Origin of the sequence: Petroclostridium sp. X23, assembly GCF_030013905.1 — a bacterium.
In the GTDB taxonomy this organism is placed as follows: domain Bacteria; phylum Bacillota; class Clostridia; order SK-Y3; family SK-Y3; genus X23.
Map to the genome: position 1 here is coordinate 2986216 of NZ_CP124862.1, position 23266 is coordinate 3009481.

Below are 23266 nucleotides of genomic sequence, written 5' to 3' on the forward strand. Positions count from 1 at the left end.
AATAAAATCACAAGAAAGCGAGTTTCAATTAACAATTAATAATTAACAATGATGGTTCAAACACTGTGTGTTTGTGTTTTTTATGCCAGTATATTGTACATTGAATCATTGTCCATTGTACATTTTTTAAAGGGAGAATATTACTTATGGTGATTGGAGTAATATCTGACACGCATGTGCCGAAAAGAGCAAAAAAGCTGCCTCATGCAGTAATAGAAACATTTAGTAATGTTGACCATATTATTCATGCTGGAGATATTATGACGATAGATGTTATACATACATTAGAGAAAATTGCACCTGTTACAGCAGTTGCAGGTAATGTTGATCCTTTAGCTGTTGTTAAAATGTTAGGACAAAAGAAAATTATAAATGTGGGCAGCATCAAGATAGGGATTTTTCATGGTCATGGAATAAAAGGTACTACCCTGGATAGGGCAATAAAGACATTTAAAAATGATACGATAGACTGTATTGTTTTTGGACATAGCCATATCCCCTACTGCCAGATGCATAACAATATTTTATTATTCAATCCCGGTTCCCCAACAGATAAAAGAAGAAATAAATACTATTCTATCGGTCTTCTAGATATTACACATACAATAACACCCAAACACATCTTATTTAGTGAATAGTTAATAGTGAATAAGGAATAGTGCAGATGCTATGATCATGGACTACTATTTATGATTATAAATATACTTATCTACTATCTAGTCTTTACTTGGATATGAGACATACTTATTCCATTGTGTTGTAATATAAAACAGATTAATAACATCTTCAAGATTATATTTTAATATTTTATCTGCTTTTTCTTTACTCATTCTTTGTCCATACCCATATTCTTTTATAACTCGTCCAAAGGTTTTTGCAAGATTAGAACCGCTAATCAACTCCCCACCTCTGGAAATCTCGAATATCTTCTCTAAATTTTTGAGTCCTGTGGTATTCCCTGTTTGCTTTAAGTAGTTCTTTTGTAAATCCACTAGCGTAAACTTCCTCTCAAAATCAAAAGTCAGCTTATTTTTTTTGAATAGATAATTAATAACAGAAAAATCATTTTCGCCGGCAAAAGTAATAATATATCTGCTTTGGCTAGCAGTAAAAAAATCTTTTATAATATTTAATATATCTTTAGCATCGTGCTTATCCTGTATCATATACTGCTCAGACTCTATCGTATTATTACTACCGTTAAAATAGCACACACCAAAAACACCTATACACTTCGGTATCTTATAAATAAAATGCTCTAAATCCAAATATACTGCATTTTTATACACTTCTTTATCTCCCTGTACCTGCAAGCAGCTTTCAACATCTATTGCTTCTACTTCTAAGGAAGTCTTATTAATAATCATTTTTATGCTCCATCTAAATTAGTATTCTGTGCTTTATTATACCATAAATCTCAGTTTGTATGAGCTATAATCTAAAATAAAATGTACAATGTTTCAATGGACAATGTACATTTTTCCCAATAACAAAAAGCACACCCTAATGGATGTGCTTTTTTTCAGTTCCGGCAACGACCTACTTTCCCAGGAAGTCACCCTCCAAGTATCATCGGCACTGTGGAGCTTAACTACCGTGTTCGGAATGGGAACGGGTGTAGCCTCCACGTTAAAATCACCGGAAAACCAATTAATAATTAATAGTGAATAATTAATAATTGTTGTTGAAATACTTCGTATTTCTTCCAGTTAATAGCCTGTTGCTATTCGTTATTCACTATTAACTATTCACTTTAAAGGTAATGTACCTTCAAAACTATACAATGTAAGACTGAGGCTTTGGAAAAACCTTCTTCATATATTCTATCTACCTGCAACGAACCATGCTCTTAATAATTATTCATTATTAATTATTCACTGTTCATTGCTCTTTTGGTCAAGCCCTCGGTCTATTAGTATCGGTTAGCTCCATACATTACTGCACTTCCACCTCCGACCTATCTACCACATAGTCTACGTGGGACCTTACTAGCTTACGCTATGGGAAATCTTATCTTAGGGGGGGCTTCACGCTTAGATGCCTTCAGCGTTTATCCCTTCCGCACTTAGCTACCCAGCTGTGCCATTGGCATGACAACTGGTGCACCAGAGGTGCGTCCATCCCGGTCCTCTCGTACTAAGGACAGCTCCCTTCAAATCTCCTGCGCCCGCGACAGATAGGGACCGAACTGTCTCACGACGTTCTGAACCCAGCTCGCGTACCGCTTTAATGGGCGAACAGCCCAACCCTTGGAACCTACTACAGCTCCAGGATGCGATGAGCCGACATCGAGGTGCCAAACCTCCCCGTCGATGTGGACTCTTGGGGGAGATAAGCCTGTTATCCCCAGGGTAGCTTTTATCCGTTGAGCGACGGCAATTCCACTCTCATACCGCCGGATCACTAACTCCAACTTTCGTTACTGTTCGAGGTGTCTCTCTCACAGTTAGGCTAGCTTATGCGTTTGCACTCTTTGCGCGATTTCCGACCGCGCTGAGCTAACCTTTGAGCGCCTCCGTTACTCTTTTGGAGGCGACCGCCCCAGTCAAACTGCCCACCTGACAGTGTCCCATACCCGGATTACGGGTACTGGTTAGAATTTCAGTATCTCAAGAGTGGTATCCCAACGTCGACTCCGACAACACTGGCGTGCTATCTTCTCAGTCTCCCACCTATCCTGTACATGAAATACCAAAATCCAATATCAGGCTACAGTAAAGCTCCATGGGGTCTTTCCGTCTTGTCGCGGGTAACCGGCATCTTCACCGGTACTACAATTTCGCCGGGTACGTTGTTGAGACAGTGCCCAAGTCGTTACGCCATTCGTGCGGGTCAGAACTTACCTGACAAGGAATTTCGCTACCTTAGGACCGTTATAGTTACGGCCGCCGTTTACTGGGGCTTAAGTTCACACCTTCGCTTGCGCTAAGCATTCCCCTTAACCTTCCAGCACCGGGCAGGCGTCAGCCCCTATACGTCGTCTTTCGACTTAGCAGAGACCTGTGTTTTTGCTAAACAGTCGCTTGGGCCTATTCTCTGCGGCCAGGTCACCCTGGCACCCCTTCTCCCGAAGTTACGGGGTCAATTTGCCGAGTTCCTTAACAACGCTTCTCCCGTTCGTCTTAGGATTCTCTCCTCACCCACCTGTGTCGGTTTGCGGTACGGGCACCTAACCAATATATAAGCTTTTCTCGTCAGTGTAGAATCGTCTGCTTCGCTACTTGTTTTCGCTCCCTTTCGCCGCACTCAACCAACGGTGCGGTCAGACTATCTTCCTGCGTCCCTTATATACTTATCGGCTTCGGTGGTTACGGAATTTCAACCGTATGTGCATCGACTACGCCTCTCGGCCTCGCCTTAGCTCCCGACTAACCCTGAGCGGACGAACCTTCCTCAGGAAACCTTAGGTTTTCGACGATTATGATTCTCACATAATTCTCGCTACTCATTCCGGCATTCTCTCTTCTATCTCGTCCACATGTCCTTGCGGTCATGCTTCAACCTGTCATAGAAAGCTCCCCTACCCAGTATTGCTACTGCCAAAGCTTCGGTATAGATTTTAGCCCCGTTACATTTTCGGCGCAGAATCACTCGACCAGTGAGCTATTACGCACTCTTTAAATGAGTGGCTGCTTCTAAGCCAACATCCTGGTTGTTTTAGCAACTCCACATCCTTTTCCACTTAAATCTATTTAGGGACCTTAGCTGTTGATCTGGGCTGTTTCCCTTTTGACTATGAAACTTATCTCCCATAGTCTGACTCCCGGACATCATTTATGCGGCATTCAGAGTTTGATAGGGTTCGGTAACCGGATAAGGCCCCTAGCCCATTCAGTGCTTTACCTCCGCTAAATTAATCCGAGGCTAGCCCTAAAGCTATTTCGGGGAGAACCAGCTATCTCCGAGTTCGATTGGAATTTCTCCGCTACCCACAGCTCATCCCCCAATTTTTCAACATTGGTGGGTTCGGTCCTCCACGAAATTTTACTTCCGCTTCAACCTGTCCATGGGTAGGTCACCCGGTTTCGGGTCGTATACAACGAACTGCGCGCCCTTTTAAGACTCGGTTTCCCTTCGGCTGCGGTGCTTAACACCTTAACCTTGCTCGTTACATACACTCGCCGGACCGTTCTACAAAAAGTACGACATCGCACCTTAATGTGCTTTGTCTGCTTGTAAACACAGGGTTTCAGGTTCTATTTCACTCCCCTCCCGGGGTTCTTTTCACCTTTCCCTCACGGTACTATGCGCTATCGGTCATTAGGTAGTATTTAGGCTTGGAGGGTGGTCCCTCCTGCTTCCCACAGGATTTCTCGTGTCCCATGGTACTCTGGATCCTGCTAGCTCACTTCGGTTTTCACATACGGGACTCTTACCCTCTATGGTCTACCTTTCCAGGTAGTTTTGCTAACCTTCATGATACATATTGCAGTCCGCAACCCCTAAAGTATTGCTACTTCAGGTTTGGCCTCTTCCCCGTTCGCTCGCCACTACTTAGGGAATCGATGTTTCTTTCTCTTCCTCCGCCTACTTAGATGTTTCAGTTCAGCGGGTATTCCTCCATACAGCTATGAATTCACTGCATGGTGACTGGATATTGCTCCAGCCGGGTTTCCCCATTCGGATATCTGCGGGTCAATGGCTATTTGCGCCTTACCGCAGCTTTTCGCAGCTTATCGCGTCCTTCGTCGGCTCCTAATGCCAAGGCATCCACCCTGTGCTCTTATTAGCTTGACCTTTGTTTAGTGAATAGTTAGTAGTGAATAATGAATAGTGTTATTCATCTTCCTACTGCTTTTCACCTCAACAGTCTGGTGTTCTCCTTAAGAATTATATGAGTAAAGTTTTCCTTTAAAATTGTAGTGTAATACAGTGGTTCCACTGCGATTACCCTTTTTTAATCTTTTCCTCATGTCTTTACATTGTTTAGTTTTCAAGGTACATTTTGTTTAGTTAATAGTGAATAACTAATAATGAACAGTTATCTTCTATTAACTTTTGAAAGATCATTTTCTTAGTGACTGCTAACAGCTTCCATTCATAGCTTTTAAACTATTCATTATTCACTATTAACTATTCACTAAAAAGAACTTGGTCTTTCAAAATTAAATAGCGTAAGAGTTCTCGTGAAGATCATACTAATATGATCTATCGACCATAGGATTGGCTCCATCCGTTAATAATTATTAACTATTCGTTATTCACTATTAACTGGAGCTCTGCTCCTTAGAAAGGAGGTGATCCAGCCGCACCTTCCGATACGGCTACCTTGTTACGACTTCACCCCAATCATCAGCCCCACCTTCGACTGCTGCCTCCTTACGGTTAGCTCACAGGCTTCGGGTGTTACCGACTCTCATGGTGTGACGGGCGGTGTGTACAAGGCCCGGGAACGTATTCACCGCGGCATGCTGATCCGCGATTACTAGCAATTCCGACTTCATGTAGGCGAGTTTCAGCCTACAATCTGAACTGGGACCATTTTTGGCGATTTGCTCCACGTCACCGTCTTGCTTCGCTCTGTTAATGGCCATTGTAGTACGTGTGTAGCCCAGGACATAAGGGGCATGATGATTTGACGTCGTCCCCACCTTCCTCCGATTTGTCACCGGCAGTCTCGCTAGAGTGCCCAACTTAATGATGGCAACTAACAATAGGGGTTGCGCTCGTTGCGGGACTTAACCCAACATCTCACGACACGAGCTGACGACAACCATGCACCACCTGTCTTACAGTTCCCGAAGGCACTCCCAAATCTCTTTGGGATTCTGTAGATGTCAAGCCCTGGTAAGGTTCTTCGCGTTGCTTCGAATTAAACCACATACTCCACTGCTTGTGCGGGCCCCCGTCAATTCCTTTGAGTTTCAACCTTGCGGCCGTACTCCCCAGGTGGGATACTTATTGTGTTAACTCCGGCACTGGAGGGGTCGATACCCCCAACACCTAGTATCCATCGTTTACGGCGTGGACTACCAGGGTATCTAATCCTGTTCGCTCCCCACGCTTTCGCGCCTCAGCGTCAGTTACAGTCCAGAAAGCCGCCTTCGCCACTGGTGTTCCTCCTAATATCTACGCATTTCACCGCTACACTAGGAATTCCGCTTTCCTCTCCTGCACTCAAGAACTACAGTTTCAAATGCAGCCCCGGGGTTGAGCCCCGGTATTTCACATCTGACTTGCAGTCCCGCCTACACGCCCTTTACACCCAGTAATTCCGGACAACGCTCGCCACCTACGTATTACCGCGGCTGCTGGCACGTAGTTAGCCGTGGCTTCCTCCTCTGGTACCGTCATGTTTCTTCCCAGAAGACAAAAGTTTACGACCCGAAAGCCTTCTTCCTTCACGCGGCGTTGCTGCGTCAGGGTTTCCCCCATTGCGCAATATTCCCCACTGCTGCCTCCCGTAGGAGTCTGGGCCGTGTCTCAGTCCCAATGTGGCCGATCACCCTCTCAGGTCGGCTACTGATCGTCGCCTTGGTGAGCTTTTACCTCACCAACCAGCTAATCAGACGCGAGTCCATCTTATACCGGATTGCTCCTTTGATCAAACAGCCATGCGACTATCTGATATCATGCGGTATTAGCACATCTTTCGATGTGTTATCCCCCTGTATAAGGCAGGTTACTCACGCGTTACTCACCCGTCCGCCGCTAAAATTGGCATCCGATAAATCTTCAACCAATCTCCGCTCGACTTGCATGTGTTAGGCACGCCGCCAGCGTTCGTCCTGAGCCAGGATCAAACTCTCAATAAAAATTTATTGAACGTTTAATTAGCTCAAAATTATCACTAGCTTTACTTTGTTATAAAGTACGCTAAAGTTTTCTCAAATCATCAATAATTATTAACTATTCGTTATTAATTATTAACTATATTAAACGAGAACCTCTTACGCTATCCAATTTTCAAAGACCAATTTAGTACTGCTCACTGAAGCAGCTTTGCTATTATATCAAACTTTATTTCGTTTGTCAACAGCTTTTTTCTTGGTAATTTCTTCATCGCTCTTGTGAAGCGACAAAAGCTATCTTACCATGATCAACTCTGTTTGTCAATAGCTTTTTCTTTGGTAACTTTTTCATCGCTCTTTCGAAGCGACAAAAGTTATCTTAACATAATCAAACTTCTTTGTCAACAACTTTTTACTGGTAATTACTGTATCGCTTTATGCAACAAAAGTCTTCTCAAATCCGCTCGCTTTCTTCACTTCCACTATCCACTGCTATGAATTGTGAACCGCTAACTGTGAACTATTTTTAAAGCGTCAAAAGCTATGTTAACATAATCTCTCGCATCTGTCAACACTTTTTTGGGGAAGTTTTATCCACTCAATCAGTGTGACTCTTCTGTATCAATTTAGTCCTCGCCAATAGTTTCATTCGATAGATTTCACACTATTTACTATTCACTATTCACTATTCACTAAATAAAGTTGTCTTATGCTGGTAGTTTAAACCACCAACACTCTTTTTATACATTTATTTATACCTAAATCAAATAATTATATAGATAAAGAACTATAATGCTACTTGGGGACGGTTCGTCTGTGGCATATGCTCTTCATGCTACTGAGGAACTGTCCCCATGTGGTATTCCGTCCACTTATATATTAAAAGACGAGATGTTTAAACATCCCGCCTTTAATATAGATAAACTCTATCCTCATTTACTTTTATTATCAGCCTTACTGGTTTTTACGAAGTACCAGCCTGATAAAGCACAAATAAGCAAAAATACTCCCATCATAATATAGTTCTCTGTAGTCATCTCTTCACCCCCTTCAAAGCTCTAATTAGCTTATAAGGAGGCTCCCATCTTTGTATTTCGCAAAATTAACCTTAGCGATTAGATATAGCTTTCTATATGGTTTGTAAAACAACGGTTCCAATGTCCGGTATCCTTTTTTAATACGCATCACACAGCAAGCAGCTATAGTAAGTGTCATGAACAATAAATTTCTTATCCTCACAAACCTCAGCACGCTGGGAACTGCCGGTTTCTCTCTAGAAACCAAGGAGCTATATACTATACCCTTCATTAAATAACTATTAAAAATAGCATGTTCCATATCATATATCGAATCACCGGCACTTATGAGTTCATTTAACAAATACACATTCGCTAACAGTACGATAAACATCATTAACAGAATTAGCAAACATATATACTTCACATCACATCTCAGCAGAACCATACCGTTCCCCCATTATAATAATAATCAGATTATAACAGCATCACAGTATTAATACAATTGTTGTTTTCTTATACTTTTAGTCATTTATTCAAATAAGAAAGCTGTTTTCGCTTTAAACGTCACCAGCTTTCTTATTATCTCTATCTTTTTCAAATATTACAATTAATAACACTTAATTGTTAATCTGTTACTCTTCATCAACATTATCCGTACTGTCATCGGCAGCACCTTCATCACTCTGCTCTTCTTGTGTAGTCTCTTCAGTTGTTGTGCTATCACTTTCCTGTTCCGATACCTCTTCATCTTCAGATCCTTCTTCAATTACAACAGTGCTGCTGTCTTCATCCCAATCTACTTTCAAACCGAAGGTTTCAGCAATAAATCTTAAAGGTACGAAAGTTCTGCTGCTATTTAACTCAGCAGCCGCATCCAAATCAACTTCTTCCCCATTAACCGTTGCGATATTACTATCTATTTCAAGTTCAATAATCATCTGGCTGTCATCTTCTGCTCCGTACACTGCTTTTGTAACAGTAACCGTTCTAGTTTCTGCATCCCAGGCAACTTCAGCTCCCAGTGCATTCACAACAGCTCTTACAGGAATTAGCGTTCTGCCTCCTTTTATCACCGGCGGAACATCGAACTTTACATCTTTACCTCTGGCAAATAACCCAATCGTGTTATCTTTAGCTTCTTTTTTCAGTGCGGCAATCTCATCAAGAATTGCCCGTCTTGCTTCCTTATTATTTCCTGCTTCAGAAAATTGATCTTTAACCGCTTCCATTTGCTTCCTAGCAGTTCTATATTCCTCCTTGATTTGTCTTATCTTGCTTTTTACCTCTTCCCGTGTTTGAACATTCTCAATAGTTTCTTCATCAACAGTTTCCACTACTTGAGTATTTTCTTGGTCAACACTTTCAGCATCTACCTGTTGAGTTGCAATATGTACTTGTCCTTTTCCATTTCCTTTCCCGTCCTCTTTCGCCATTGCAAAGGATGCATTAGTTATAATCATTGTCCCGATAATTACAGCGCTTATTACTTTTTTCATATTGATATACCCCCATTTCACTTTTTATGATATATAATTCGAATAAGCTACATTTTTTTCGGGGGAATTTTCTACATTTTCAATCTTTCAATAACTCTTTTAATTTCTTTAAGTCATCCAGATATACGCCTTTTAACTGCTGATTATATATAATGCTTGCAGGATGATAAAGCGGAAACAGGATATAACTTGATTTTTCTATATGTATTTCCATCATTTGCCCGTGCACATCTCCAATTCTTATCTTGCTGTCATCCGTTATTGCCTGCAAGGGAACATTTCCTAATGTAATGATATATTTAGGTTGGATAATGGCTATTTCGCGAAAAAGATACTCCCTATTTTTTCGTATCTCATCCTGTGTAGCCGGCCTATTGATAATTCGTTCGGTTTTAGGGTTGACTTTTGACAGTCTATATTTTATAGCATTGGAAACATAGATAGCATCTCTATCAATCTCTAATATTTCAAGAAACTCATTGAGGTTTCTCCCAGCCATCCCCACAAATGGTTTCAAGAGTCTGACTTCATCCTTTCCCGGCGCCTCTCCTATCAGCAGAAGCTGCGATTCAGGGTTACCATCCCCTAATACGATTTCTTTTTCTTTAAAAACTTCCTTATATTCCCCATATAGCTCATTCAGTCGTTTCTGCTTATCGCTCACTTTTATACACTCCAATCATTCCAGATTAATCTTCAATTACCTTTAGCTTTTCCCTAATTTTTTTAAAATCTTCCCAGAATGGAATTTTTTTTGACTCATCTCTCAATAAAGCTGCTGGGTGATAAGTAGGCATCAACCAGTATCCTTTTCTGTCTATCCATTCTCCGCGAACTTTACTTATTTGCATATTAGGATCAATCACATGTCTCATTGCCGTGGCACCTAAGCAAACAATAATTTTAGGCTTTATAAGCATCACTTGATTTCTTAAATACTGAATACACGCCTGGGCTTCTTCGAGATTTGGTACTCTATTTCCGGGAGGTCTGCATTTTACGATGTTTGCAATATATACATCTTCTCTCGCTAATCCGATTCCTTCTATTGCCTTGGTCAACAACTGTCCCGCTTTTCCTACAAATGGTCTCCCCGTCCTATCCTCTTCCGCTCCAGGACCTTCACCAATAAACATCAAAGGAGCATTGGGATTCCCTTCTCCAACAACCACATTGGTTCTATTCCGACTAAGCCCACATTGAGTGCATATTTCACAGTGCTTTTTTAAGTTTTCCCAATCCAACCACTTCATCATATTACCCCATCGATAGTTCTTTTCTGTTTATTATATAATATTGAAAAACATCGTCAACATTTAACACATCACTTTATATATGAAATACAAAAAAACTGCAAAAGCATGTGCTTCTACAGTTTTTATTAACCGAATATAATTATATATTACTTTTAAGCCGGTATATCTACATTCCTCTTCATAGAATAGGGATGGAATTTCTGATCAATTACTTCAAAATCATCATTTACTGTTGCAGTTGCATGATGAAGAAACGTATTTCTAATATAGTAACGAACATCAATAAATCTAAATATCTTCTTCCCTTCATCCCACATAATATGATAAAACGGAGTAAACTCTGCAAAAAACTTTGCAACAGGTGCATTAATAACCTTATTTATTAACTGTTCTTCCAATAGCTGCAGCTCTCGGAAAATTTTAACCTGCTTCTTAAAAATATTTTTTTCTCCAACAATCGTCGTTTCAGCCATATGCACAATAAAATGCCACTTGAAAAGCCCTATCATAGATGGCATAATATTTACATTGCTTTTACTTACATCAAAATGATTTTTGATATTGTGCTTAACACCATATAACATAGATGTACGTATTACAAGATACGATACTAACCCCACTAAAGCCGCCTTGGCAGCCGTACCTTCCAATACGAGATGCAGCACTAACGTCAGAAAAATCACAGGATCAAAGATAATAAATAGTCCAAACGCTATTTTCTTCTTATATAATGGCCATAAAAATTGCACGCCATATGAGTTGAGCATATCTATGGCACTATGTGAAAAACATCCCAACAACGTCCACCAGAATACACTTAACAAGCTCATCTGCGGATAAAACGGGATCAAGCATAAGGTTATCAATCCAGCGAAAATCGGCAATCCTACAAATGAATGGGATATACCCCGATGATTTTTTAAGTATACATAATCTCCCCATTTCTGGAGTATAATATCTAAATCAGGTGCCATTGCCCCAAGTACAGCGCCTACAAAAGCAGGATTATCCATGGTCATGGGTTGTCCCCCTAGTTTTGATATCCCTGCACCAATCAGTGCATGCGTTACCGGATCCATGACTCTCACCTCACATTCTTCCCCTAAAAAAAGCCCAACTCTTCTGTTAGGCTTAAAAGCGATCTATTTTAACATTATAACATATATAGCAGCCTTTTGTTACTGTTAATATCTCACAACCATATTAATTGGAACTTATTTTATAACCGAAATTTTCTTCTATTAGCTTTATTGTTTGTTCATCATCATGAATAAAATAAGATACTTGATTAATCATTTTTGCTTCACCGGGCAACTGAAACATTTGGACGTTGTCAGAAGATAGAGCTTTAACTGCCGACAGATTTTTTGTAACATCCAACGCACCGATATTTGTTTCTAAGTTTTCTTTTATAGCCTTATATAGGTCATCTATCTTTGATATATATTCAAGCTTTAATTTTTGTTCAACCAGCGCCCTTATAAATGCTTGTTGTGCTTTAATCCTCCCTATATCCCCCTCAGGATATTTTCTGTACCTTACAAATTGCTCTGCTTTGTCACCATCTAGGTACTGCATTCCTTTCTTCAGATGAATATGAAGATTCTGAAGAGGATCATCATAGTTCATATTTTGAGGCACATCAAAGTCCACGCCTCCCAATATATCAATAATATTTTTAAAGCCTCCGAAATTCACAGTAACATAATAATGTATGGGCATACCGGTAATTTCTTTCACTTTACGTATCGCTAATTCTTCTTTACCGATACTCAGCGCGGCGTTAATTTTCTGATATTTATTATCAATTTTTATTCTTGTATCCCGTGGAATAGACAGCATATTGAGTTTTTTATTTTTAGAATCAAGACTGGCTAGAATCATTACGTCAGAACGCAGCTCACTCTTATCTGTTCCCATAATCAACACATTGGTTTTCTTGTTTAGTTGAAAAAACTGTTGTTTATCTACAATCTCCGACTTGTTTTCATCCTGTGACGCTTGAGACTCGTTCATTAGTCCTGCAACAATAAAACCTCCTGCCGCAGCAACAAAAACCCCTACAATACTAAATACCAAAATAAAATACTTCTTTATATTCATTTCCAGACCCTTTCTTATCTATATTACCCCATTATTCCAACATAACAGATTAAACTGATAATATCTCTATAATTTTATAACAACAAATACATTCTCTTATTTCTCTACTATATTACTCCTTATAAAACAAACATTCAATAGTAAAAATAAATTTTCATAACAAAAAACTGTAGTATCTCTACTACAGCTATGGTGGAGGGAGATGGATTCGAACCATCGAAGTCACTGACAACAGATTTACAGTCTGCCCCCTTTGGCCACTCGGGAACCCCTCCAAATAATGGAGCTGGTGGACGGAATTGAACCCCCGACCTGCTGATTACAAGTCAGCTGCTCTACCTACTGAGCTACACCAGCACATTTATTTAATTAATAATTAATAACTAAACCATTTAATTATTCACTATTAATTGTATATGGTGGGCACAATAGGGCTCGAACCTATGACCCCCTGCTTGTAAGGCAGGTGCTCTCCCAGCTGAGCTATGCGCCCATAAAACTTAATAGCAGAAACTATATTAACACATCTTCATTCTTATGTCAAGGACTTTAATGTGTCAATTAATGGTCGGGGTTGAGGGACTTGAACCCCCGGCCCCATGGTCCCAAACCATGTGCGCTACCAAACTGCGCTAAACCCCGCTTTTTCGTTTGCCGCTTGCAGCGACTTTTATATCTTAATACATTTATTCAAATTATTCAAATAGTGTTTTGACCTTTTATAGCTTTCTATTCCCATTTAAATGATTTTTACTCGATATATCTGAACCATTCTACTTATTTCTATAGATAAATCAATTCGCTATTTGCTCCTCTTCACCAAATAAATACTATTAACACAATTGGATATAATAGATATATGTAATTTTAATATTCCTAACTGGAAAAAGGAGAGATTCTAATGGACAAACCTGTTATCCATTTCTGTGAGAATAATTTTGGGTTCGGTACAGACGATTTGGCCGGCAATCTGGAAAATGAAGACTTTGAAATAGAAATCGACCCTTGTATGGGACATTGCGGTGAATGCGCCGAAGGACCTATCGCAGTAATAAATGATGTACTTATTACTGCCGATGATATTGATGAGCTTGATGCTAAAATCAGACAAGCTGCGGAAACTGAATAAGTTCCGAGATCTTTGCCGAATCATAAAAAGGACATATCCTTCTGCAAAAAGATATGCCCTTTTTATGATTTTATCACATCCTTGTAGCCGCTTCATATGCCAGCGGTGAGCGTTCACATTCATCTTCACTCAAAGTAATCTGACAGCAAAGCTTGCTACCTTTCATCTTTTCAGCCGCATAGCACAAGCCGTTTGTCCGCTCATCCAGAAATGGATGATCAATTTGATGCGGGTCTCCTAAAAGTATGATTTTCGTTCCCATTCCGGCTCGGGTAATAATTCCCTTTACCTGCTTGGGTGTTAAGTTTTGTGCTTCATCTATGATCACCCAATGACGGTTGAGCGACCTGCCTCGCAAATACGCGATAGCTTCACTGGTTATGATCTTTCTGTCAAATAACTCATCCACTTTGTCCTTAAGCTCCTTCTCATTACTGTAACGACGTTCATCATCATTATCAATCAATACTTCAAGATTGTCACGTATGGGTCTCATAAAAGGAGCGATTTTTTCTTCTTCTGTTCCCGGAAGAAATCCTAATTCCTCATCCATCATTACATTTGGCCTGAAAACAAGTATTTTTCTATATATTTTATCTCTCTCCTCAAGAATTTTGTGCAAACCTACTGCTAAAGCGTAAAATGTCTTAGCCGTCCCGGCCGGCCCCTTTACAATAACAAGCGGTACTCTGTCGGCATCCGCGAATAATGCTTCCTGCATAAATTTTTGCCCTGCATTTCTTGGGTTAACCCCAAATGGATTTATATTTAAATAATTCAACGGTCTTATTTCCTTTCCATCAAACCTTCCTAATGCGGTTTGCTTAGAGTTATTAAACGAATGGATAATCATAAATTGATTGACTTCCAAGTCAGGGATCGTCGGTTTACTCTCTGAAGCATAAACCATCACATCTTCCGCTTTTATTGGCTTATGATTACTATAAAACTCATTTATTTTATCAGGATGCGTATAGACTTCAATTCGCCCGGTATATTGTTCCTCATACTTTTGAACCTGCTCATTGAAAAAATCCTGCGCGATTACATCTACAATATCACCTTTTATTCTCTCAAAAATATCCTTTGTTATTAAAAATACGGAATGACCGTCTTCCTTTAGTCCTTTACATACTTGGAGTATTCTATTATCACACGAATACTTATCCCAACTCTTGGGCAGTTCTACATGATAGTGATTCATTTCAACCTTAATAATTCCACCGTTTTCCAGAGATACTCCGTCACTTAACCTCCCCTTTTCTCTTAATTTATCAAGATAACGTGCTACATACCTTGCATTCGCCCCTAGCTCATTGGATTCTTTCTTGAATTTATCCAATTCTTCCAATACTACTTCCGGCAGTACGACAATATTATTCCCAAATGATTGCAGGGCTTGCGGTGATTGAAGCAATACATTAGTATCCAGTACATAGGTTTTCTTCACAGTATCTCTCCATTCATTATTTTGCTGTTATACGCGCAGTATAACTTTTTCTAATGAGTTCACTCCTTCCGTACATGCCGTTGTTATACCTATTCAGCTCACGTATCACAGCAAAACATTTTTTGTTCTATCAAAAGTTCTATCACAGCATTAAACATGGGTATAAACAGCTATATGCTGCAATAAAGCTTTGGACATTCTATTAAATTATATTTTGATTTGGGTCGGGATATGCTATCGAGTATACCGATCCGCAATATTTGACGCGCCAAAAGCCTGGGGCTTCACTTTTATCACATTTCCTATATTGTATATATATTTGATTAATATATTGTTATATACATGTAAAAAATATATTAATGTGTTATGACAACCTCTTTTCCATAACACATTACCCTTTGCGATTTGAAGCAAACTCCCTTATTCCATCAAATAAGATTAACACGACCATAAACATCCCCAAATAACCAAACACAGAATAGATATTTTTCACCATATTTGAAAACCCTATTTGCGCAAGGGGTACAGATAATCCACAGAACAAGAAGATACATAGGGTCTTATTGATTTTTATCCAATGTACAGCCCTATTTAAAAAGCCGAATCCACTAGATACTGCAGTAGTAAACATCGCACAATATAATATAAATATATAAATTAATTCCACTACTTTACCTTTTTTCATGACAATGTGAAGAAACGGGATCTCATATGGTAGAATATCCGAGTAAAACATAAGCAGTACTCCCCACAGGATAAATGCTATACAGCCTAATGCCATGCCTCCCGTCATTCCTCCCAATACAGCCACTTTCCTGTTTGTCAGCAAAGGATACAGTGCCGTCATAATAACTATAATAGTCAACGTATTGTAGCTTACATATACCAATGAAGAAGTACACCAATTATAGGCTGCTTTATGTGCTGCATTCGCTAGCGATATTACATCTGTATCCTTAAAAATAAGAATATATCCTCCTAAAAAAACAATACCTGTCAGCATAATCGGTGTCAAAATCCCGTTTATTGCCACAACTCCTTTGGCGTCAAAAAGAAATACGATCAAACACGAAATCACCATTACCGCGATTCCAAATTCCTTGGCAACGCCAAACTTCTCATAGAGAATCGCTCCACTTCCTGCGACCATTACACAAAAACTAGATAACATGAATAGGCACACTAACATCTCAATGAAACGTTCAGCTCTTTTTCCAACTAAAGGCGTTACATATTGATCATAACTACGAATTTTCCTCTTATAAATTTTATTTAGAACCACCATACCTATAAGCGCAAATAATATTGATGATACTGCCAAACCATAGATACTCTGAGGACCATACACTACAAAAAATTGTGTTATTTCCTGTCCTGAAGCAAATCCTGCTCCCAGGATTGTTCCCGTATAGACGCTTGCGATTTTAAATATGTTTTTAAAATCTTCACTCACACTGTAACCTCCCATTCTTACTTCTAATACATCATATTAGAAAGATAGATTGTCCTATTAATAATTTTTATTTCCAATCGACCCATCACAGCGAAAACTTTTCTATTAATTTGTTTTAATATACGCGATGTGTGGTAACATATATCATGAAAGTATTCTGTATTGAAATGGAGGCTACGTGTTATGTTATCAGAAAAATTAGTACAGGAAATAAACACACAAATTAAATATGAACTTGAATCCGCTCATCTATATATGGCAATGGCGGCATACTGCGATGCTGAAGACTTACCCGGCTTTTCCAACTTCTTCAAAGTGCAAGTAGAAGAAGAAAGATTTCATGCGATGAAATTCTACAATTATCTTAATGATATGGGAGAACGCATCATTCTACATGGACTGGAAGAACCCAATAATAACTATAGTTCCGTGTTGGATGCTTTCCAAAAAAGTTTAAAGCATGAGGAGTTTGTCACAAAGAGAATTTATATGCTCATGGATATTGCCAATGAAGAAAAAGAACATGCCACTATCAGTTTTTTAAAGTGGTTTATAGATGAGCAAGTAGAAGAGATATCTACATTTACCGCTGTGGTTAAAAAGCTTCAAAGAGTCAGTGATAACCCCGCCGGTTTATACATGCTGGATGATGAACTGGCACAGAGAGTTTTCACTCCTCCGGCAGCTGACACGGGAAATTAATAGGATAGTTCACGGTTTGTTGCTCACAGTATATTTTTTATCTGTGAGCAACAAACCGTGAACTTTTTATATGCTATGAATTATAATTCTTACCAGTCAAGCCATTCATCAAAACCTTCACGCTTTCCGGTATAGAAAAACTCTGTATGCCGACATTTAGGACATACATATACTTTAAAAGTCAGATGCTCTTCTACATCAAAAATCGCACCAAACAATCCCCGATTATTATCCTGAGAATCAAATCGGTATTCTTTCAGATATTTCATCCCTTCTTTACACCTTAGGCATTCAAGGTTTTTTTCCATTATAATACCTCCCGTTGCAGTGTAATGACATTATCATTGATCACCGATCTCCGCCAAATAATCCGCCCAATATATCTCCTCCGATGCCTCCGGCACCTCTTACCTCACCCCGGTTTTGAAAACGCGCTGCAGCTGTAAGACGGTCAGCAAGACGCGAGAACGGAAGGCTCTGCAAATATACCGTTCCTGGTCCGGTCAGTCGTGCAAGGAAGAGCCCTTCGCCACCAAACAAGGCATTCTTAAAGCCTCCTACAAATTGGATATCGTAATCCACTGAGGGTGAAAACGCCACCAGACATCCCGTGTCTACACGCAGGGTCTCACCATGAGTCAATTCCTTTTTGATAATGGTTCCACCGGCATGTATAAATGCCATTCCATTGCCTTCAAGCCTTTGTAATATAAACCCTTCTCCACCGAAGAATCCGGCTCCTATCCTCTTTGTAAAAGCAACTTCTACTTCAATCCCTTTTGCGGCACATAAAAAAGAATCCTTTTGGCACAAGAATGATCCCCCCACCATGCCTAAATCAAGAGGAATGACCTTGCCGGGATACGGCGCCGCAAATGCCGCATGGCGCTTTCCATTTCCGGTATTATAAAAAGTTGTAATAAAGAAACTCTCCCCTGTAATCATACGTTTCAGACCTTTAAACATGCCCCCGTCAGTAGAAGTCTGCATCTCAATACCGTTTTCCAAATACATCATTGCACCGGCTTCAGCTCTTACACCCTCTCCTGGGTCTAATTCTATCTCCACCATTTGCATGTCATCGCCATAGATCTTGTAATCAATAATATCTGCCATATTTCCACCCACCCTTTCTTCTAATTAATCATTAATGTGGTTTTACCGCCCTGGTACAACATACCATCTCAACATACGTATTAACACTAGTATTGTATGAAATTTAAGAAAATAACATGATTTTTTAGTGCCTCATCGGTCAGGGCAACACATAGGGACAGGGCCGCAGTCCGGCCAAAAACCAGGCCTGACAGCAGCCCAGTCCCTAAGTCTTGCCCTTCTGAGTGCTAAATTCGACTTTTTCACATCCTCCTATATATTGTCCATTGTACATTGTACATTATTAATTATTCACTATTCACTCGATACACTTCCACCCTATTTCTCCCATTTCCCTTCGCCATGTATAACGCATTATCTGCCATCTTAATCATATCTTCCGAGTTTATTGACTTTTGTTGCGCTTCTTTATGACAAATCCCTATACTGGTAGTTGCATTTATGATTGTTCCTGCAGCATTAAAAATATTTCCTTCAATTTTCTGACGAATCGTCTCGCATACCTCAATAACATCTTTACTATCGGCCTCCGGCATTACAATACTGAATTCCTCTCCTCCATATCGCCCAACAATACCAATATCACGCATGCACTCCTTTAGCATTGAAGCAAATTCCTTTAATACAATATCTCCCGCTACATGCCCATAGGTATCATTAATTTTCTTAAAATAATCAATATCCAGCATTATAAAAGAGATATTCTTACCCGTTTCATTACAGTTTTCGAACTCTTTTTCAAAAAGTTCAATGAGCAGGGCATGATTATAGATTCCAGTCAATCCATCTTTCATACTTAATTCTTTTAATCTATCCTCCCGGCATCGAATAGCAGACTGCATGCTGTTAAAACGATCGGCCAGCATATCCAACTCTGTTCCCGTTGCAAATTCAATCTTCTTATTATAATTCTGCCGAATGATATCTTCAGTCGCATCAACAAGATGATTAATAGGACGCACGAGCTGCTTGCTGAAAATAAAAGCCATACATATCCCTATGACTGCAACTGCTATACTAAGTAGTCCTATTACTCTTAATAACTCACTTACAGGTGCCATTGCCCTCTCAGCACCGAATTCAACAATCAACCCTACTTGAAGCTGTTCAAACCACTGATATGACCCAAAAACACGCTGTCCCAAAAAATCATTGTAAATACCGGTACCTTCCTTTTTTGTCAATACTTCTTGTACTGCTTTTGAATATACGATATATTTTTCCTTATCTCCAATTCCTTTGACATATTCCTCAATAAATCGGCTATCGGTAATAAACCTTCCCTGTGGGTCTACCAAATAAGCCTGTCCCCAATACCCGAAGTTCTGATTTTCCACCAGCTCTTTTATTCTTTCCAGCCCAATAATTCCGGCTATAACATATTTGGGTTTACCATCTATAAAAATGGGATGTCCGATTGCCATGATAGGAATTCCGGTTTTGGCTCCCTTATAAAAACCGGTAATTGTAGCCTCTCCTTTCATTCCATTGATGAAATACAGTCGATCGGGCAATGTATACTTATTTTTCGGTCCATCAACAGAATTTACCACTTCCCCCTCTTGGTTTAATATCAATATATCCAGCAAATTATCATTTACTGCTATTTCATTTTTGATGATCTCTGCAACCTCATCAGATCCTATCTTCTCTTCTTCCAATAGCGCAATATATGCTGCTTGACTTTTCAAGTGAAGATCTGTAGACGTAAGCCAATCAGTTATTGCTTTAGAAGCCTGAATTCGGTAGTTCTCCGCTGTATAGAGCTGCTGCTTTTCTAATGATATACGTGTCACTGTAAGTAAGACAAAAGAAATAATGACAAATGTGAAGCATATTAATGTAACAGACCCTAAGAAGTGCCGAAGAAATATCTTACTTTTAAATAATCCCGCCACAGCATCTCCCCCTAAAACCTTTGATAATATATTTTATCATACTCAAACATCATGTTGAATATTTTTTGTCGAATAATGTAATATTATCTTAGTATTTATTCTATATTATCAAAAGTAAGAAGTTTTTCCGAACGATACAGGGGCCGTTTGCTACGCTGGTATTATGCGATCATATAAATAGGTCTAAAACATTGATAAGTCTTAATCCAATAGAGAAGGAATAATCATATCATCCTGAACCTGATAATTCCTGTTGTCTACTGCTTTTATCCATACCGGATGATCAGCAGCCATACTTTCCGTAAGCTTTGTCAGTGATGTTCCATCGGATTTAACACGGTAAATTTGCCTATCTTTTTCATTTAAAAATACAATGTATTTACTATCGGGTGATATCTGGGGTTTTGTAGATAATATTTCATCATCATGAAATATTACCTCCGTATTCTTATCGTCTTCTGTGATTGACATGATTTCATAATTCGGACCACAGCAGAAGATTTTGTTGCCATCGGAAGACCAGCTAATACTATCACAGGGAGCCTTATTGGTCATTTGGATATGTTCTTGTGTGCTCAGGTCCAACACAAATAAGTATCCCTCTTTTATATATGCTACCTTATCCCCTGCTGGTGAGAAACTTGCTTCCCAAATATCAGCGCCGGAAATCAGCTTGGTCTCATTAGAACCATCTATATCCGATATATATAATTGCCGCTTGTCATATTTATCCGCATCCGCATAACGCGTATACAGCACACTATCATTATTTGGAGAGATACTATGGATATACGCATTTGAATCCAGTATTCTCGTAATCTCTTTCTTTTTAAAATCCACAAAAATGTTTTCATGCTGTCTGTAACTTCCAATGCGATACACCATCAGCTTACCGTCATATGAGATAATAGGACTGTATCCGCCTTCACCGGAAACACGAACTTTATTAGTGCCATCATCGCCCATTATGTAAATATTCTGTGCAGCCCTGTCATCTTTGCTAAACATAATTTTATACCGGTAGGGACTCATAGCTTTTCCATTGTATATCCCCAAAGGACTTGAAAGAATTAAAACAATCATAGCACATATAAATCTTTTCATGACCATCACCCCCCAGTTATATTTTACATTATATGTAAATTATAACATTTATTATCTGAAACTTCAATAGCAGATTGAAATATGCAGCAGCATAGATGATTTACTCCTTGACAAAACAATAGGTTTTGATATTATATTATTGTATATAATGAAATGTACAATGATTAGGAAGAGTAACAGAAGTCAATATTACCAGCGACCTGGGAATAGTGCGAGCCTGGGAATATACTTATGTGAAAGGAGCCTGGGAGTACATAACCGATGAAGAGGGCATTTTGCCAATAAGGGTGGAACCGCGGAAGAATAACCTTTCGTCCCTTAGTGTATAATCACTAAAGGATGAAGGGTTTTTATTTTTTATAATCTATATTTCCAAACATTTGAGGGAGGTAATTAATCTATGAAGAACACTGAAAAATCTATGGAAAAAATCGTTGCTCTTTGTAAAGGAAGAGGCTTTGTGTATTCCGGTTCAGAAATATACGGAGGTTTAGCTAATACCTGGGACTACGGTCCGTTAGGGGTAGAATTTAAGAACAATGTAAAAAGAGCCTGGTGGAAGAAATTCATACAGGAATCACCCTACAATGTGGGATTGGATTCCGCTATCCTTATGAATCCTCAAACCTGGGTAGCTTCCGGACACGTGGGCGGCTTTAGCGATCCGTTGATGGACTGCAAAGAATGTAAAGCGCGTTATCGGGCCGATAAGCTCATCGAGGATACCGCGAAGGAAAAAGGTGAACCGGTGGCTGTTGATGGCTGGAACAATGAGAAAATGCTTGAATATATCAAAGGAAATGATATCGCGTGTCCGAAATGTGGCGCAAAAAACTTTACTGATATCAGAAAATTCAACTTGATGTTTAAAACCTTCCAAGGCGTAACGGAAGATTCAAAAGCGGAGATCTTCCTTCGTCCCGAAACGGCACAGGGTATTTTTGTAAACTTCAAAAACATCCAACGGACTTCAAGAAAGAAGATTCCTTTCGGCGTAGGTCAGATTGGAAAATCTTTCAGAAATGAAATCACTCCCGGCAACTTTACTTTCAGAACAAGAGAGTTCGAGCAAATGGAACTTGAATTCTTCTGTAAACCCGGTGAAGATCTAGAATGGTTTAACTATTGGAAAGAATACTGCAAAAACTGGCTGCTTAATCTCGGCATTAACGAAAAAAATATAAAGCTGAGAGATCATAGTGCCGAAGAGCTCTCCCACTACAGTAATGCTACTACCGATATAGAATTCATGTTCCCGTTCGGTTGGGGCGAATTATGGGGTATCGCAGACAGAACCGATTTCGATTTGAAACAGCACAGCGGGCATTCGGGTGAAACGCTGGATTATCTTGATCCGTCTACCAATGAGAGATATGTTCCATATTGTATCGAACCGTCTCTCGGCGCAGACCGCGTGACTCTTGCATTCCTGGTAGACGCCTATGATGAGGAATCTTTAGAAGGCGGAGACTCCCGTGTGGTACTGCATCTTCATCCTGCGCTGGCACCTTTTAAGGCTGCTGTACTTCCTTTATCCAAAAAACTGGGTGATGAAGCATACAAGGTTTATGAGCAGCTATCAAAGAAATATATGTGCGAATATGATGAGGCCGGCAGTATCGGTAAAAGGTACAGAAGACAAGACGAGATCGGTACTCCTTTCTGCATCACTTTTGATTTTGACTCTCTGGAAGATAAGAGCGTAACTGTAAGAAACAGAGATACGATGGACCAAGTTAGAATTAAGATAGAGGAGTTAGAACAATTTATAAGTGAAAAGTTAGATTTTTAGTGATTAGTGGGGAGTGG

Annotated in this window: 17 protein-coding genes, 4 tRNA genes and 3 rRNA genes; 4 read left to right on the top strand and 20 right to left on the bottom strand. The window is 39.5% G+C overall.

Annotated features, from left to right (window positions below; translation table 11 throughout):
- The first annotated feature begins 146 nt into the window (after nucleotides 1-146).
- The gene (locus QKW49_RS14170) at nucleotides 147-638 is read left to right on the top strand and encodes a metallophosphoesterase family protein (RefSeq protein WP_282863315.1); all 492 of its coding nucleotides are present in this window, start codon (nucleotides 147-149) and stop codon (nucleotides 636-638) included.
- A 78-nt stretch (nucleotides 639-716) separates the two neighbouring features.
- On the opposite strand, the gene QKW49_RS14175 is transcribed toward QKW49_RS14170, so the two are convergent.
- The 14 genes from QKW49_RS14175 to QKW49_RS14240 form a co-directional block, all read right to left on the bottom strand.
- A complete protein-coding gene (locus QKW49_RS14175) occupies nucleotides 717-1367 on the bottom strand; it encodes a ribonuclease H-like domain-containing protein (protein WP_282863316.1) in 651 nt (216 codons plus the stop codon).
- 159 nt (nucleotides 1368-1526) lie between these two features.
- Nucleotides 1527-1643, bottom strand: a 5S ribosomal RNA gene (gene rrf / locus QKW49_RS14180).
- 249 nt (nucleotides 1644-1892) lie between these two features.
- Nucleotides 1893-4737 (bottom strand): 23S ribosomal RNA (locus QKW49_RS14185).
- A 493-nt stretch (nucleotides 4738-5230) separates the two neighbouring features.
- A 16S ribosomal RNA gene (locus QKW49_RS14190) occupies nucleotides 5231-6755 on the bottom strand.
- The 16S, 23S and 5S rRNA genes sit together here, the layout of an rRNA operon.
- A gap of 1038 nt (nucleotides 6756-7793) precedes the next feature.
- Entirely contained in the window at nucleotides 7794-8195 is a 402-nt protein-coding gene (locus QKW49_RS14195) for a hypothetical protein (protein WP_282863317.1), read from the bottom strand.
- Nucleotides 8196-8382: 187 nt separating this feature from the next.
- Entirely contained in the window at nucleotides 8383-9246 is an 864-nt protein-coding gene (locus QKW49_RS14200) for a copper amine oxidase N-terminal domain-containing protein (RefSeq protein ID WP_282863318.1), read from the bottom strand.
- A 79-nt stretch (nucleotides 9247-9325) separates the two neighbouring features.
- Nucleotides 9326-9910, bottom strand: coding sequence for a uracil-DNA glycosylase (locus QKW49_RS14205; RefSeq protein ID WP_282863319.1), 585 nt, complete (start codon nucleotides 9908-9910; stop codon nucleotides 9326-9328).
- Between the two features lie 25 nt (nucleotides 9911-9935).
- Entirely contained in the window at nucleotides 9936-10502 is a 567-nt protein-coding gene (locus tag QKW49_RS14210) for a uracil-DNA glycosylase (RefSeq protein WP_282863321.1), read from the bottom strand.
- A gap of 152 nt (nucleotides 10503-10654) precedes the next feature.
- The gene (locus QKW49_RS14215; protein ID WP_282863322.1) at nucleotides 10655-11581 is read right to left on the bottom strand and encodes a metal-dependent hydrolase; all 927 of its coding nucleotides are present in this window, start codon (nucleotides 11579-11581) and stop codon (nucleotides 10655-10657) included.
- Between the two features lie 124 nt (nucleotides 11582-11705).
- Nucleotides 11706-12605: an LCP family protein gene (locus QKW49_RS14220; protein WP_282863323.1), complete on the bottom strand. Its 900-nt coding sequence runs from the start codon at nucleotides 12603-12605 to the stop codon at nucleotides 11706-11708.
- Nucleotides 12606-12795: 190 nt separating this feature from the next.
- A tRNA-Tyr gene (locus tag QKW49_RS14225) sits at nucleotides 12796-12880 on the bottom strand.
- A 6-nt stretch (nucleotides 12881-12886) separates the two neighbouring features.
- Nucleotides 12887-12962 (bottom strand) — tRNA-Thr (locus QKW49_RS14230).
- A 60-nt stretch (nucleotides 12963-13022) separates the two neighbouring features.
- A tRNA-Val gene (locus QKW49_RS14235) sits at nucleotides 13023-13098 on the bottom strand.
- 72 nt (nucleotides 13099-13170) lie between these two features.
- Nucleotides 13171-13247: transfer RNA gene (locus tag QKW49_RS14240), tRNA-Pro, on the bottom strand.
- 259 nt (nucleotides 13248-13506) lie between these two features.
- Here QKW49_RS14240 and QKW49_RS14245 point away from each other — a divergent pair.
- Nucleotides 13507-13734 (top strand): DUF1450 domain-containing protein, encoded by a 228-nt coding sequence (locus QKW49_RS14245; RefSeq protein ID WP_282863324.1) that lies wholly within the window; start codon nucleotides 13507-13509, stop codon nucleotides 13732-13734.
- 73 nt (nucleotides 13735-13807) lie between these two features.
- Here the strand turns inward: QKW49_RS14245 and QKW49_RS14250 are convergent, their stop codons facing one another.
- Together QKW49_RS14250 and QKW49_RS14255 are read right to left on the bottom strand one after the other, a co-directional pair.
- Nucleotides 13808-15184 carry a PhoH family protein gene (locus QKW49_RS14250; protein ID WP_282863325.1) on the bottom strand — a complete coding sequence of 459 codons (1377 nt, stop codon included), beginning with the start codon at nucleotides 15182-15184 and terminating at the stop codon, nucleotides 13808-13810.
- Between the two features lie 391 nt (nucleotides 15185-15575).
- The gene (locus QKW49_RS14255) at nucleotides 15576-16637 is read right to left on the bottom strand and encodes a hypothetical protein (RefSeq protein ID WP_282863326.1); all 1062 of its coding nucleotides are present in this window, start codon (nucleotides 16635-16637) and stop codon (nucleotides 15576-15578) included.
- A 183-nt stretch (nucleotides 16638-16820) separates the two neighbouring features.
- Here QKW49_RS14255 and QKW49_RS14260 point away from each other — a divergent pair, with 183 nt between their 5' ends.
- The gene (locus tag QKW49_RS14260; protein WP_282863327.1) at nucleotides 16821-17339 is read left to right on the top strand and encodes a ferritin; all 519 of its coding nucleotides are present in this window, start codon (nucleotides 16821-16823) and stop codon (nucleotides 17337-17339) included.
- A gap of 89 nt (nucleotides 17340-17428) precedes the next feature.
- Here the strand turns inward: QKW49_RS14260 and QKW49_RS14265 are convergent, their stop codons facing one another.
- The 4 genes from QKW49_RS14265 to QKW49_RS14280 all read right to left on the bottom strand — a co-directional run bounded on the left by QKW49_RS14265 (nucleotide 17429) and on the right by QKW49_RS14280 (nucleotide 21457).
- Entirely contained in the window at nucleotides 17429-17647 is a 219-nt protein-coding gene (locus QKW49_RS14265; RefSeq protein WP_282863328.1) for a zinc ribbon domain-containing protein, read from the bottom strand.
- Between the two features lie 40 nt (nucleotides 17648-17687).
- Entirely contained in the window at nucleotides 17688-18455 is a 768-nt protein-coding gene (locus QKW49_RS14270) for a TIGR00266 family protein (RefSeq protein ID WP_282863329.1), read from the bottom strand.
- Nucleotides 18456-18742: 287 nt separating this feature from the next.
- Complete coding sequence (locus QKW49_RS14275) at nucleotides 18743-20353, bottom strand: GGDEF domain-containing protein (RefSeq protein ID WP_282863330.1); 1611 nt, start codon at nucleotides 20351-20353, stop codon at nucleotides 18743-18745.
- 201 nt (nucleotides 20354-20554) lie between these two features.
- Entirely contained in the window at nucleotides 20555-21457 is a 903-nt protein-coding gene (locus QKW49_RS14280) for a DUF5050 domain-containing protein (RefSeq protein WP_282863331.1), read from the bottom strand.
- A gap of 400 nt (nucleotides 21458-21857) precedes the next feature.
- Here QKW49_RS14280 and QKW49_RS14285 point away from each other — a divergent pair, with 400 nt between their 5' ends.
- Nucleotides 21858-23249 carry a glycine--tRNA ligase gene (locus tag QKW49_RS14285; RefSeq protein WP_282863332.1) on the top strand — a complete coding sequence of 464 codons (1392 nt, stop codon included), beginning with the start codon at nucleotides 21858-21860 and terminating at the stop codon, nucleotides 23247-23249.
- The last annotated feature ends 17 nt before the right edge of the window (nucleotides 23250-23266 follow it).